12 protein-coding genes are annotated in these 13,479 nt (G+C 72.3%); 2 read left to right on the top strand and 10 right to left on the bottom strand.

Annotated features, from left to right (window positions below; all coding sequences use genetic code 11):
• Positions 1–88: 88 nt before the first annotated feature.
• The 6 genes from ACSIH6_RS11665 to ACSIH6_RS11640 form a co-directional block, all read right to left on the bottom strand.
• Complete coding sequence (locus ACSIH6_RS11665; RefSeq protein ID WP_435108340.1) at positions 89–979, bottom strand: sulfotransferase; 891 nt, start codon at positions 977–979, stop codon at positions 89–91.
• Positions 980–1,115: 136 nt separating this feature from the next.
• Positions 1,116–2,480 carry a sulfate adenylyltransferase subunit CysN gene (cysN, locus tag ACSIH6_RS11660; RefSeq protein WP_435108264.1) on the bottom strand — a complete coding sequence of 455 codons (1,365 nt, stop codon included), beginning with the start codon at positions 2,478–2,480 and terminating at the stop codon, positions 1,116–1,118.
• Between the two features lie 115 nt (positions 2,481–2,595).
• Entirely contained in the window at positions 2,596–3,525 is a 930-nt protein-coding gene (gene cysD, locus ACSIH6_RS11655) for a sulfate adenylyltransferase subunit CysD (RefSeq protein ID WP_435108263.1), read from the bottom strand.
• Between the two features lie 50 nt (positions 3,526–3,575).
• Positions 3,576–4,367 carry a 3'(2'),5'-bisphosphate nucleotidase CysQ gene (locus ACSIH6_RS11650; RefSeq protein ID WP_435108262.1) on the bottom strand — a complete coding sequence of 264 codons (792 nt, stop codon included), beginning with the start codon at positions 4,365–4,367 and terminating at the stop codon, positions 3,576–3,578.
• A gap of 3 nt (positions 4,368–4,370) precedes the next feature.
• The gene (locus ACSIH6_RS11645; RefSeq protein WP_435108339.1) at positions 4,371–5,804 is read right to left on the bottom strand and encodes a sugar transferase; all 1,434 of its coding nucleotides are present in this window, start codon (positions 5,802–5,804) and stop codon (positions 4,371–4,373) included.
• Positions 5,805–6,277: 473 nt separating this feature from the next.
• Positions 6,278–7,264: a DsbA family protein gene (locus ACSIH6_RS11640; RefSeq protein WP_435108261.1), complete on the bottom strand. Its 987-nt coding sequence runs from the start codon at positions 7,262–7,264 to the stop codon at positions 6,278–6,280.
• A gap of 73 nt (positions 7,265–7,337) precedes the next feature.
• On the opposite strand from ACSIH6_RS11640, the gene ACSIH6_RS11635 reads away from it, so the two are divergent.
• Positions 7,338–7,904 carry a TetR/AcrR family transcriptional regulator gene (locus ACSIH6_RS11635; protein ID WP_435108260.1) on the top strand — a complete coding sequence of 189 codons (567 nt, stop codon included), beginning with the start codon at positions 7,338–7,340 and terminating at the stop codon, positions 7,902–7,904.
• Positions 7,905–7,992: 88 nt separating this feature from the next.
• Here ACSIH6_RS11635 and ACSIH6_RS11630 read toward each other — a convergent pair whose 3' ends face one another.
• From ACSIH6_RS11630 to ACSIH6_RS11620, 3 genes are all read right to left on the bottom strand, one after another.
• Positions 7,993–9,288, bottom strand: a complete 1,296-nt coding sequence (locus tag ACSIH6_RS11630; RefSeq protein WP_435108259.1) for an SGNH/GDSL hydrolase family protein — start codon at positions 9,286–9,288, stop codon at positions 7,993–7,995.
• An 80-nt stretch (positions 9,289–9,368) separates the two neighbouring features.
• Positions 9,369–10,091, bottom strand: a complete 723-nt coding sequence (locus tag ACSIH6_RS11625; RefSeq protein WP_435108257.1) for a polysaccharide deacetylase family protein — start codon at positions 10,089–10,091, stop codon at positions 9,369–9,371.
• Positions 10,092–10,207: 116 nt separating this feature from the next.
• A complete protein-coding gene (locus tag ACSIH6_RS11620) occupies positions 10,208–11,224 on the bottom strand; it encodes a LacI family DNA-binding transcriptional regulator (RefSeq protein ID WP_435108256.1) in 1,017 nt (338 codons plus the stop codon).
• A 163-nt stretch (positions 11,225–11,387) separates the two neighbouring features.
• Here ACSIH6_RS11620 and ACSIH6_RS11615 point away from each other — a divergent pair, with 163 nt between their 5' ends.
• The gene (locus ACSIH6_RS11615; RefSeq protein ID WP_435108255.1) at positions 11,388–12,578 is read left to right on the top strand and encodes an endo-1,4-beta-xylanase; all 1,191 of its coding nucleotides are present in this window, start codon (positions 11,388–11,390) and stop codon (positions 12,576–12,578) included.
• Positions 12,579–12,744: 166 nt separating this feature from the next.
• Here the strand turns inward: ACSIH6_RS11615 and pth are convergent, their stop codons facing one another.
• The gene (pth, locus tag ACSIH6_RS11610; RefSeq protein WP_435108254.1) at positions 12,745–13,410 is read right to left on the bottom strand and encodes an aminoacyl-tRNA hydrolase; all 666 of its coding nucleotides are present in this window, start codon (positions 13,408–13,410) and stop codon (positions 12,745–12,747) included.
• Positions 13,411–13,479: the final 69 nt, after the last annotated feature.

Here is a 13,479-nt window from a genome sequence, read left to right as displayed (position 1 = left end):
GCTCTCCAAATGTGACTCAGAGTGTTCAGATAAACACCATACGTCATATTTGGGGCGGACAACAGTCCCTGAAGTGGCAAAACGGACTTCAGTAGCCGTAACGCCCCCGGGACGGAGCCGTCACGGCGGCCACCAGGCGCCGCCGCCAGGAGGGCATCGCCTCGCGCCACCCGTGGTCGGCGCGGACCCCGACGCGCCCGGCCGAGAAGCGCATCGGGTTGCCCGACACGGCGTGCCCCTCCGACAGGCCGGAGCAGCCCCGCGCCGCGTCCGGCGGGGTGCCCGCGTACCCCGCGAACTCCGCGATCCGGTCGAACTCGTCGCCGGGGTCGGCGACGAAGTCCTCGTAGCGCACGCGCAGGGTCGGGACGCCGCGCCGGGCCAGGGCGTCGAAACAGGCGTTCTGGGTCATCCACTGCACCGACGCCCGTCCGGCCGAGTAGCGGGCCATCTCCGGCTCGCTGCTGTCGGGGGAGGCGTCCGGGCGTGCCACGCGCCTGGCCCAGGAGTGGGCCACCGCACGCGGGTCGCGCACCACGTGCAGCAGGCGCATCCGGGCGCCGTAGCGCCAGCGCAGGCAGGCGGCCAGGGAGGCGTGCTTGCTGGCGTCCACGATCACGTGGGCGCCGCTGACCAGGGACACCGCCGAGTACAGGCGGTGGTAGAGCTCGGTGTAACGGTCGCACCGGGAGGCGAGCAGGCCCTGGCGGGGGCCGTTGAGCAGCACCGGCAGGAACCGGGTGCGGTCGACGCGGTCCTTGAGCCGCAGCACCTCCCCGGTGTCCAGACGGTCCCAGCCGCCGAAGGCCTCCTTGCCCACGTCGGACCAGAAACCGCAACCGGAGAACGGTCGGCCGCAGCCGCACCGCTCGTCCTCCACCAGTCCGCGCCGCCACAGGTGCACGACCTCGCCGACCGAACAGAACCCGGGCAGTTCGCCGAGGAGCCGCTCGATCAGGGTCGAGCCGGAGCGGCCCATTCCGCCGACGAACACCAGTCGATAACCATCGTCCACCCCACCAGGCTATTACTTTCGGTCATGGACCGCAGTCCCTTCGTGACGACCGGAGGGGTGCGGAGGGAACCGCCCCGCTCCCCCGGCGCCCCGACCGGGGTCAGTCGGTCTTGACGACCATCCCCGCGGCGACCGTGACGTTGGTGGACTCGTCGATGAGGATGAACCCGCCCGTCTGCCGGTTCTTGGCGTACTCGTCCACGAACAGGGGCTGGGTGGAGCGCAGCCGTACCCGGCCGATCTCGTTGAGCGACAGGTGCTCGGCCTGCTCGTCGCGGTGCAGCGTGTTGACGTCCAGCCGGTACCGCAGGTCCTTGACCACGACCTTCGCGGTGCGGGTGGTGTGCTTGAGGACGAGCTTGGAGCGCGGCTCCAGCTTGCGCGCGTCCGTCATCCAGCACACCATCGCCTCCACGTCCTGGGTGACCGCGGGGGCGTTGTTGGGGCGGCAGATCATGTCGCCCCGGGAGATGTCGATCTCGTCCTCCAGCAGGAGGGTGACCGACATCGGCGAGTAGGCCTCGGTGACGTCGCCGTCGGCGGTGACGATCCTGGCGATCCGCGTGTTCAGCCCGGACGGCAGGTGGGTGACCTCGTCGCCCGGCTTGAGGACGCCGCCCGCGAGCTGGCCCGCGTAGCCCCGGTAGTCGTGCAGCTCGGGGTCGGCCGACCTGTGCGGCCGGATCACGTACTGCACGGGGAAGCGCGCGTCGATGAGGTTGCGGTCGGAGGCGATGTGCACGTTCTCCAGGTGGTGGAGCAGGGAGGGCCCGGTGTACCAGGGCATGTTCTCCGAGCGGGTCACCACGTTGTCGCCGTTCAGGGCCGAGATCGGCACGAACGTCAGGTCGCACACGTCCAGCTTGGTGGCGAAGTCGGCGAACTCGGCCCTGATCTCCTCGAAGCGGTCCTGGGAGTAGTCCACCAGGTCCATCTTGTTGACCGCCAGCACCAGGTGGGGCACCTGGAGCAGGGTGGTGAGGAAGGCGTGGCGGCGGCTCTGCTCCTGGAGGCCCTTGCGCGCGTCCACCAGGATGATGGCGAGGTCGGCCGTGGAGGCGCCGGTGACCATGTTCCGGGTGTACTGGATGTGCCCGGGAGTGTCGGCGATGATGAAGGTGCGCTTGGGGGTGGCGAAGTACCGGTACGCCACGTCGATGGTGATGCCCTGCTCGCGCTCGGCGCGCAGGCCGTCGGTGAGCAGTGCCAGGTTGGTCTGCTCCTCGCCGCGCGCGACGCTGGTGCGCTCCACCGCGTCGAGCTGGTCCTCGAAGATGGACTTGGAGTCGAACAGCAGTCGACCGATCAGGGTGCTCTTGCCGTCGTCGACGGAACCCGCCGTCGCGAACCGCAGGATGTCGTTGCTCATGCTTGCCTGGTCCAATGCGGAGTGTGTGGTCTGCGGAGAACGGGTTCCGGCGCGGGCGCCAGTGGGCTGGCCGGAAACGTTGCCGGTGTGGTGCATAGGTTCCTGACCTGCGATGATCTTGTACTTATAGCCGATGTCGGCGCTCGAACCTCGCTGTAAGTACAAGATCACGACGGATGAGGCGGGCCATGAACCTTCTCCGGCCGTCGCGCTAGAAGTAGCCCTCGCGCTTGCGGTCCTCCATGGCGGCCTCGCTGGTGCGGTCGTCCGCCCGCGTCTGCCCCCGTTCGGTCACCCGGGTCGCGGCGATCTCGGCGATGATGTCGTCGATCTCCACGGCCGTGGACTTGACCGCTCCGGTGCAGGTGAGGTCGCCGACGGTGCGGTAGCGGACGGTCTCGGTGAACGGGACCTCGGTGTCGTCGCGGTTGATGATGGGCGAGTCCGACAGCAGGATGCCGTCGCGCTCGAAGACCTCGCGCTCGTGGGCGAAGTAGATGGAGGGCAGCTCCAGCCGCTCCCGCTTGATGTAGGCCCACACGTCCAGCTCGGTCCAGTTGGAGATCGGGAAGACCCGGATGTGCTCGCCCCGCTCGATGCGGGTGTTGAACACGCTCCACAGCTCGGGGCGCTGGTTCTTGGGGTCCCACTGGCCGAACTCGTCGCGGAAGGAGAAGACCCGTTCCTTGGCCCGGGCCTTCTCCTCGTCGCGTCGCGCACCGCCGAAGGCGGCGTCGAAGCCGTTCTCCTCGATGGCCTCCAGCAGCGCCGAGGTCTGGAGTCGGTTGCGGCTGGCCCAGCGGCCGGTGGGCTCGGTGACCTTGCCCGCGTCGATCTGCTCCTGCACCGAGGCCACGACCAGGCGGACGCCGGCCTCGGCGACCCGGCGGTCACGGAACTCGATGACCTCGTCGAAGTTGTGGCCGGTGTCCACGTGCATGACGGGGAACGGAACGGCGCCGGGCCAGAACGCCTTCTCGGCCAGGCGCAGCATGACGATGGAGTCCTTGCCGCCGGAGAAGAGCAGCACCGGCCGCTCGAACTCCGCGGCCACCTCGCGCATGATGAAGATGGCTTCGGCCTCCAGGACGTCCAGCTGGGAGAGCTGGTAGCGTCCGGCCTGCTGACTCGCCTGACCCATGAATCCGCCTTAGAAATACCGACAGGGCCGACGGCGGAGGGGTCGTCCTATCAGCCCCCCGCGTGCGGACCCGCGCTGTCCAGGTCCGCGCCGTCGCGGATGCTCGCCAACAACATACCCGACAATTCCGATCGGCATACAAGGACATCCGGCAGCGACGGGTCCGCCGTGTTGTACCGCAGCGGGGAACCGTCGATCCGGGAGGTGTGCAGACCCGAGGCCCGGGCCACCGCCACCGGGGCGGCGCTGTCCCACTCGTACTGGCCGCCCGCATGCACGTAGATGTCGGCTATGCCGAGCAGCACCGCGCAGATCTTGGCGCCCGCCGAGCCCATCGGGACCACCTCGGCGCCCAGCTGGGTGGCCATCCGCTGGACGAAGGCCGGGGGCCTGGTCCGGCTGGCGGTGATGCGCAGCCGCTGGTCCGAGGGGCGTTCCTCGGGCAGCCACGGCGGGTCGACCGTGGACAGGGTGCTGCCCTGGGCGGGCAGCGCCACGGCACCCGCGACCAGGTCGCCGTTCTCCCACAGCGCGACGTGCACCGCCCAGTCGGTGCGCCCGGCCTCGGCGAACTCGCGCGTGCCGTCGAGGGGGTCGATGATCCACACCCGGCGCGCGTTGAGCCGCGCGGGGTCGTCGGCCCCCTCCTCGGAGAGGACGGCGTCGCTGGGCCGCAGCCGTCCCAGCGCGGAGAACAGGAACTCGTGGGAGGTGCGGTCCCCCAGGGTGCGCAGGACGTCGGGCTCGTCGAAACCGTGTCGGGCGCGCAGGCGCAGCAGCAGCTGCCCCGCCTCGCTCGCCAGGTCCCGGGCCACCTCATGATCGTTTCGGATGTTCTTCACCGGCTAGTATGCTCCCGCCCCACGGATCACCGCTGACCACGTCTTCCACAAGATCTGGACGTCCAGTGTCAGCGACCAGTTTTCCACGTACCGCAGATCGAGACGGACCGATTCCTCCCAGGAGAGGTCGGAGCGGCCGCTCACCTGCCACAGACCCGTCATACCCGGCTTGACCACCAATCTGCGGCGGACGTCGTCCCCGTAGCGGGCGACCTCCTCCGGAAGCGGCGGCCTCGGGCCGACGAGCGACATCTCCCCCCGGACCACGTTGACGAGCTGGGGAAGCTCGTCGAGCGAGTACCGGCGCAGCCAGGCCCCCACGGTCGTCACCCTGGGGTCGCGGCGCATCTTGAACAGCACGCCCTCGTGCTCGTTGCGGGGCTGGAGCATCGCCTTCAACGCCTCGGCCCCCACCACCATCGTACGGAACTTGTAGACGGTGAACTCGCCCCCGCCCCTGCCCACGCGCGTCTGGGTGAAGAGGGCGGGCCCGCCGCCCTCGGACCGGACGAGGACGCACAGAGCGAGGAACAGCGGCGACAGCAGCACCAGGGCCAGGGCGGCGGCGCAGCGGTCGAAGGCGCCCTTGAGGACGCGGCGCGCGCCCACCAGTTCGGGGTGCTCCACGTGCAGCAGGGGCAGCCCCGCGACCGGGCGGATGGAGGTGCGCGGCCCGGCCACGTCCATGAGCGCGGAGGCGACGATGAGGTCGGTGCCGGTCTCCTCCAGCCGCCAGGCCAGGCGGCGCAGCTCGGCCCCGTCCATCTCCGGGCAGGCCAGGACCGCGACGGTGTCGGCCCCGACCAGGGCGGCGGCCTCCGCGGCGCCGGTGAAGGTGCCCAGGACCGGGCAGCCCTCCACCTCGTCGGCGCCCGGACCGGGGGCGGCCTCCCCCTGGGGCAGGCACACGCCCACGACGCGCATGCCGTGGTAGACCTCGCCGCGGAACCGGCGGACCAGGTCGCGGACGGCCACGCGGTAGCCGACGACCACGACCCCGCTCATGCACTGGCCCGAACCGCGGCGCCGGTGCAGGGCCTTGCGGCGCGCGTACCTGAGGCCGAGGGTGAGCAGGAGGATGAGCGGCAGGGTGACGAGCGCGTAGCCGCGGGCGAGGTCGAAGCGCATGGCGTAGGCGCCGACGGCGATGGTCGCGGCGAGGGCGATCCCGGCCGTGGCGACGCGGCGGTACTCCTCCGTGCCCACGCCGAGGAAGCGGCGGGCGTAGCCGCCGCCCAGGTAGACGAAGAGGATCCACACGGGGGGCAGCAGAAGGGAGAGGGCCAGGTAGGGCAGGGTGGTGGCCGCCCCGAGGGCGGAGGGGAAGCGGGCCGCCGTGCCGCTGAGGGTGGCGGTGAGGGCGGCGGCCAGGTCCAGGCCGACCAGGCTCACGACGTAGGGGCGCACCCAGGCGCCGTTGGTCCCGCCGGGGGCGATCGCTCCGCGCCGCCCGGTGGCGCCCGCGGCCCCGGGGATCCCTGAGACCCCCGGGATCCCGGTGCCGACCACGATCCGCGTCGACTGTTCGCGGACGGTCTCCGTCCGGCTGGTTGTGACCACGTACACTCCCCCAAGACCCACGACTCTGGCAGCTCACACGGCATCGCTCCGCGCACCACGGGAGAGCACTCTGAGGACGTGAGCGGGGCAGGTGCGTCGGGCGCGGAGACCAACGCCCCGAACAGTAACCAAAAGTAGTGGAAAAGTCGCGCAGTGTTGCGGCTTGTTGGGTAAGAAGCCCCGTTCAACACAAGAATGTGTCTGTGCCGAGATCCGTTCGGCCACGCAGGGGTGACCTGATGGGGACACCGGTGGCCGCCCGGGGAACGCAGCCGAAACCCGGACCTCCCGGCGGCGGCCCGCTCCGCGCGGTCCGGATGTCCGAGTGCCCGCACGGCCCGGGCGCCGGGTCAGACGTACTCGGGGACCATGGCACCGGCCAGGCGCAGGTGCGGCTCCGCCAGCTTCCGTTCCCCCTGCCGCTGGAGCGTGCGCCCCAGGAGCAGGCGCGCGTACGCGTCGTCCGGGCTCCGCGCGATCAGCTCCTCCAGCGTGCGGCGGGCGCGGCCCAGCTGCGCGGAGCGGTAGTAAGCGCGGGCCGCGAGCAGGCACACGTTCCGGTCCGCGGCGTGCTCGTCGAGCATCGGCCGGAGCAGGGTGAGCGCGCCGAGGGGGTCGCCCCGGTCCAGCAGGGACTCCGCCTGGCGGAAGCGCTCGACCTCCTCGGGGAGTCGGCGCGGGGTGTGCCCGGCGGCTCCGACCAGGAAGTCGCGGATCGCGTCGGGGTGCTGGGCGCCCTCCAGGGCCCGGCCGTTGACCACCAGGGTCGGGGAGGTGCGCACGCCCGCGGCCCTGCCCCGCAGGAGGAGCTCGCGGGCCCGCTCCTCCCCGGCGCCGCCGGCCAGGAGCCGGCCGCAGTCGGGGAACCCGGCCTCGCGGGCGACACGGTCCAGGACGTCGACGGAACCGATGTCCTCGGCCGCCGTGAAGTGGGCGCGCAGGATGCCCTCGGCGACGGCGCCCTGGAGGCCGGGGCCTCCGGTCTCCAGGGCCAGGGCCAGGATGCGGTGGGAGTCGTGGCTGCTGACCCTCCACGCCGCGCCCCAGCGGGGGCCGAGCCCCTCGGCCGCGGCGACCTCGGCCACGCGGACGCGGTTCTGGGCCGGGGTGAGATCGGGCGCACAGGCCCTCAGGGCGGTGTCCACGAGGGGGTCGCGCAGAAGGGGGTCCAGGGGTTCGGCCACGGTCGGGGCGGCGGGGTCGATCCGGTAGGGGCGCCAGACCACTTCGACCACCTCGCGGAGCTCGCCGTCGAGCCCGGTCAGCGCCCGCTCCAGGCGCCGCTTGCCGATGTACGTCCAGGGGCAGACCGTGTCGGCCCAGATCTCGATCCTCATGGGGACAACATAAATGACATCCGTTGCTTAAACAACATGTGTATATGAGAAACAGGTGTCGTATACTGCCTCCGTGAACCCCGACGACCCCCGTGTCCAGCGCACCCGCGATCGCCTGCGCACCGCCCTGCTGTCCCTGACCGCGGAGAGCCCGTCGGGCACCGTCACGGTCTCCACCGTGGCCAGGCGGGCCGGGGTCAACCGCGCGACCGTCTACCAGCACTACGCCGACCTGGACGCGCTGGTCGCCGACGCCATGGAGAGCGCCGTCGCGCACGTGGCGCGCTGCGCGGCGCTGTGCCCGCTGGACGCGCCCCGCGACCGGGCTCCGGACCCGCTGGTGGACCTGTTCGGACACGTGGCGGAGAACGCGGTGCTCTATCGCCGGATGCTGTCGGACCACGGCAGCGCCCGCTTCACGAACCGGTTGCGGGGGCGGCTCACCGAGGAGTTGGCCGCGCGGTTCGCACAGGGGGCGAGGCCGCCCGGGTTCGACGACGTGCCGGTGCGCACGCACGCCTCCTACCTGGCGGGGGCGCTGGTCGGTGTGATCGCCGACTGGGTCGGCGTCGGAGAGGCGGACGGGGCCGCCGCGCCGGAGGAGTCCGCGCTGGCCTTCTGGCGCCTGGTACGCGGCTGAGGCGAATACCGGACACGGAAGCGGCCCGCGTCCCGGCCCCGGCCGCGCCAGGAGTGGTCGCGGGCCGCCCCTCTCCCTCCCGGTGTGGTTACCCCTCCCGCCCCGGACGGAAGAGCCGGGCCGGTACGGCGTCGGCCATGGCGGCCATACCGGCGTCGTTGGGGTGCAGGCCGTCGCCGCTGTCGTAGGCGGGCAGCAGGCTCAGCGGGTCGGCCGGGTCGCGCATCACCTCGTCGAAGTCGATGACGGCGTCGTACTCCCCGCTCGTGCGGATCCACGCGTTGACCGCCTGGCGCTTGGCCTCGTTCTCCTCGGTGTGGAACCCCAGGGTGTCGCCCCCGAACGGCAGGATGGTGCCCCCGTAGACCCGCAGCCCGGCCGCGTGGGCGCGGGCGATGATCTGGCGGTGGGCGCCGATGATCTCCTCGGCCGTGACGGTCTCCGAGACCGGGGCCACGGTGCCGGGGTGGCCCAGGTCGTTGACCCCCAACAGGACGATGACGTGGCCCACGCCCGGGTGGGCCAGCACGTCCCGGTCGAAGCGGCGCAGGGCGCTCTGCCCGAAGAAGGCCGCGAAGTCCTCGGCGTCGCCGCCCTCGGGCGGGTTGGGGTCGTGCAGCAGGCGGTTGCCCGCGATTCCCGAGTTGAGCACTCCGGTGTGCGGCAGGCGCCGGGCGAGCAGGTCCGGCCACCGGTGGTTCGCGTTCACCTCGGTCTCGGAGCCGTCGGTGATGGAGTCGCCCAGGGCCACGACCGCGTCGGCGAGCCGCGTGCGGGACCGCACGCTGACCCCCGAGAGGAAGTGCCACTGGGTGAGCGTGCGGGTCGCCTCGACGGACGTGTCACCGGTGACGTCGCCCGCGGCCACCGCGTTCTCCTGGAAGGAGGAGGCGTGCAGGGTGGTCACCCGGGTCTCCTCCGGCAGGTGGATGCTCACGACCAGGTCGGAGCGTGCGGGCAGTTCCAGCGGTACCGGGTCGCTGACCATGGGCGCGCCCGCCGGGACGGTCACCGACGCACGGCCGCCGAAGGTGACCGTGCGGTCGGTGGCCGGGTCGATGTCGGTTCCCGAGTCGCCCGCGCGCAGGGCCACGTGCACCTCGCCCACGCGCAGCGCGCTCTCCCCGAACTCGTTGGTCAGGCGCAGGCGCAGCCGGTCGCCGCCGACGCTGGTGTGCACGACCTGGCGGATGGTCTCGTCGTGCAGGACCGGTGTAGCCGTGGCGGGCGTGGCGGTCGGCGCGGCCGCCCAGGTGCCGACCCAGTTCCCGGCGTCGGCCTCGGCCGGTACGGCCGCGGCGCTGGTGGCGCTCCAGCCGCCGAGCAGGAACAGCGTGCTCGTCATGACGACGGCCAGGCCTCGCCGGGCGCGGATGGGGGACATGGTCTTCTCCTCGGACGTGGGGGCTGTCAGCGCGGGGCGGGGCGGGACGGAGCGCGGAGGACCGGGGGAAGCACGTCCCGTCAGCGTCGGGCGGGGCGGGTGAAGTGCCAGCCCTCGGCCCTCAGCGCCGGGATGATCCGGGCCACGGCGTCGACGGTCTGGCCGCGGTCGCCCCCGCCGTCGTGCAGGAGCACCACCGATCCGGGGGTGACGCCCTCCTCCAGCCGCCGGACGAGTTCGTCGGTGCCGGGCGGTGCCCAGTCCTCGACGGCCAGGCTCCAGCCCAACGGCTGCATGCCCAGCCCGGCCGCCACCTCGGGGCTCTGGCCCCAGGCCCCGTAGGGCGCCCGGAAGTAGGGAACGCGGGCGCGGGGCACCGCCTCGCGGATGGCCGCGCTGGTCTCCAGCAGGTCCGCGCGGATCCGTTCCGGCGACCAGGCGCTCATGTCGTCGTGGCGCATGGAGTGGTTGCACAGCGTGTGCCCCTCCCGCGCGATCCGCCGGACGAGGTCGGGGTGCTGGCGCACGTGCTCACCCCAGAGGCAGAACACGGCGTGGACGCGGTGTCGTCGCAGCACGTCGAGCAGCCGGGGAGTGTCCCGCGGGTCGGGCCCGTCGTCGAAGGTGAGGGCCACGGCACGGCCGCCGCGCTGCGTGGAGTCGACGATGTCGGGGGTGGCGTGCCCGCCGGGGGAGGGCGGAGCGGGGCGGGCGCCCGCGGGAGCCGCGGCGCACAGGGCGAAGCCGAGGACGAGCAGGACGGCGAGGACGCGGCCCCGCGTCCGTCGGGGGGTGGTGGTCACGCTGGTCTCCTTGGCACGGAGCCTGGGGGGTTTCCGGAACATTCCGGCGAAAGCAGCCTAAGGAGCGCCGTGTCGGGGTGTCAACGCTCTCCCCCCGTTCCCCGGCGTCCGCCCGCTCACGGCGGCGGGGCGGTGCTGTCCCGCACGACGAGCTCGGTGGCCAGCTCGACCCGCGGGCTCTCGATGGTCTCGCGCTGCACGAGGCGGTGCACGGTGCGCACCGCGAGCCTGCCCATGTCCGACAGCGGCTGGCGCACGGTGGTCAGGGACGGCGAGGACCAGCGCGCCTCGGGCAGGTCGTCGAAGCCGACCACGCTGACGTCGGCGGGCACCCGCAGGCCGCGTCGCCGCAGCGCCTCGTAGACGCCCAGCGCCATCTGGTCGCTGGCCGCGAACACGGCCGTGGGCGGCTCGGCGAGCCCGAACAGCCGCTCCCCCGCCCGGAAGCCGGACTCGTAGCCGAACTCCCCCGGCACGACCAGCTCGTCGTCGACCGCGAGCCCCGCGGTCTCCAGACCCGCCCGGTAGCCGTCGAGCCGGGCCCGGCTGCACCACAGCTCGGGGCGCCCGGCGACGAAGGCGATGCGCCGGTGGCCGAGGTGGATCAGGTGCTCGGTGGCGCTGAGGCCCCCTGCCCAGTTGGTGACGCCGACCGTGGGCGTGTCCAGGTCCGGGACGCCGACCGGGTCGACGACCACGGCGGGCACGTGCAGCTCCCTCAGCTCCTCGCGCAGCTCGGGGTCCAGGTCCGTGGTCACGAGGATCGCCCCGTCGGTGGCGCGCGAGCGCACGTTCTCCAGCCACTGGCGGGTGGAGCTGACCCGGCGGTGGATGGCCGACACCACGATGCCGGTCCCGCTCTCGTGCGCGGCGTCCTCCACCCCGCGGATGATCTCGACGGCCCACGGGCTGTCCAGGTCGTTGAAGACGAGGTCGAGCAGGCCGACGCGCTCCCGGGGCCGACCTCCGCGGCGCCGGTAGCCGTGGGCGCGGATCAGGCTCTCCACGCGCTCGCGCGTGGCGGGGGCGACGTCGCCCCGGCCGTTGAGCACGCGCGAGACCGTCGGCGCGGAGACGCCCGCCTCCTCGGCGATGGCGGAGATCGTGACGTCTCGGGACGGGGTGTCGGGCATGGTCCTCCTTTGTGCTCACCCAGAGTACGAGCACAGCTGGTGGGGCGACAGCGCCGAGACGGGATCTTGACGCTGCGCCCGGCGACGACCTAGGGTCCATTGACCTTCACATGTTACGGAACTTTCCGGAATTTTCGTCGGTCGCCAGATCGGAGATCCCCCCATGAAGCCGCTCCGCCTCGTCACCGCCGTCCTCGCCGCGACGGCGTTGTCGGTCCCCCTGGCCGCCCCCGCGGTCGCCTCCCCCGGGCACGACCACGGCAACGGTCACGGCCACTGGCCGCCGAACCACCCCCGACACGCCAAGCCGGGCACGCTGCGCTGGGCCGCGCCCGACGGCCTGGTCATCGGCACCGCCGTCGCGGGCGGCGGACACCACGAGGACCAGGACTACCCCGACCCCTTCACCTCGGACCGGCAGTACCGCCGGATCCTGGCCCGGGAGTTCAGCTCGGTCTCCCCCGAGAACCAGATGAAGTGGGAGTACATCCACCCCGAGCGGGGCGAGTACGCCTTCGGGATGGCCGACAGAATCGTGGACTTCGCCGAGCGCCACGGCCAGGACGTGCGCGGGCACACGCTGCTGTGGCACAGCCAGAACCCCGAGTGGCTGGAGGAGGGCGACTTCACCGACGAGGAGCTGCGCGAGATCCTGCACGACCACATCACCACCGTCGTCGGCCGCTACGAGGGCCGGATCTCGCAGTGGGACGTGGCCAACGAGATCTTCGACGAGTCGGGGGAGCTGCGCACCGAGGACAACATCTGGATCCGCGAGCTCGGGCCGGGGATCATCGCCGACGCCTTCCGCTGGGCCCACGGGGCCGACCCGTCGGCGGAGCTGTACTTCAACGACTACGGCGTCGAGGACGTCAACGCCAAGAGCGACGCCTACCACGCGCTGACCCAGGAGCTGCTGGCGGACGGCGTGCCGGTGCACGGGTTCTCCGCCCAGGTGCACCTGAGCATGCGGTACGGCTTCCCGCCCGGCCTGGAGGAGAACCTCCAGCGCTTCGACGACCTCGGCCTGGGCACAGCGCTGACCGAGGTGGACGTGCGCATGGCGGTGCCCGAGGGCGGGGAGCCGACCGGGGAGCAGCTGGAGCGGCAGGCCGACTACTACGGGCAGGCGCTGGAGGCCTGCCTGGGGGTGGAGGGCTGCGACTCCTTCACCATCTGGGGCTTCACCGACAGGTACTCGTGGGTACCGGTGTTCTTCGAGGGCGAGGGCGCGGCGACCGTCATGGACGGGGACTTCGACCGCAAGCCCGCCTACTTCACCCTCCGGTCCCTCCTGAAGGAGGCCGAGGACGACGGGCAGGGCCGCCCGCCCTGGGCGGGCCACGGCCGGTAGCCGGGTACCGCGCCCCCGTCGCCGCGCCCGTCGGCCTTCCTCCGCCGGCGGGCGCGGTACTTCCGGTCCAGCGTGCGCCGTGCCCGACTCGGGCGCCCCCGCGCAGGACCCCTGGCGAAAGCGGTCGTCCGGCGGGCGTGTGAGTCCCGCCCCGGCGCCCTGGAGGTCAGGCGGCGGTGTGGTAGATGTTCTGCGCCCGGCCCAGGCCGTCGGTGAGGACCGTGCGCACCGCGTCGGCGGCGCGTTCGACGTTGAGGTCCAGCTCGGCGCGCTCGGTGGAGGAGAAGTCCTTGAGCACGTACGCGGCCGGGTCCATCCGGCCCGGCGGGCGGCCCACCCCGAAGCGCACGCGGATGTAGTCCGGGCTGGACAGGGACGAGGTCATCGACTTCAGACCGTTGTGCCCGCCCGGCCCGCCGCCCTTCTTGAGCTTGAGCGCGCCGAAGTCGATGTCCAGCTCGTCGTGCACCACGACGATCCGCTCGACCGGGACCTTGTAGAAGCGGGCCAGGCCGGAGACCGGGCCGCCCGACAGGTTCATGAAGCTCCGCGGCTTGGCCAGCACCACGGGAACACCGTCCAGGCGGGTCTCCACCACCTCGGCGTGCGCCTTGTGCGCCTTCCAGCGCTCACCGCCCGCGAGTGCCTCCACCACCAGGAAACCGGCGTTGTGCCTGTTCCCGGCGTACTTGGGCCCGGGATTGCCCAGCCCCACGACGAGCCAGCGCTCGGTATCGGCCATGTCCTCGTTCTCTCCGCCGACGTTGCTGTCCCCGGCGCTCTCCGCGCCGGAGCCCCTGCCGCCGAACAGCCTGCCCCACCAGTTGCCCATGGGGCACGACCCTACCGGGACGGCGGCTGACACGACGGACGCGCGGCCCCTCTCGGGAGACCGCGCGTC

The organism is Nocardiopsis synnemataformans (genome assembly GCF_965343085.1).
In the GTDB taxonomy this organism is placed as follows: Bacteria; Actinomycetota; Actinomycetes; order Streptosporangiales; family Streptosporangiaceae; genus Nocardiopsis; species Nocardiopsis alborubida.
This window is presented reverse-complemented; position numbering and strand designations above follow the sequence as displayed.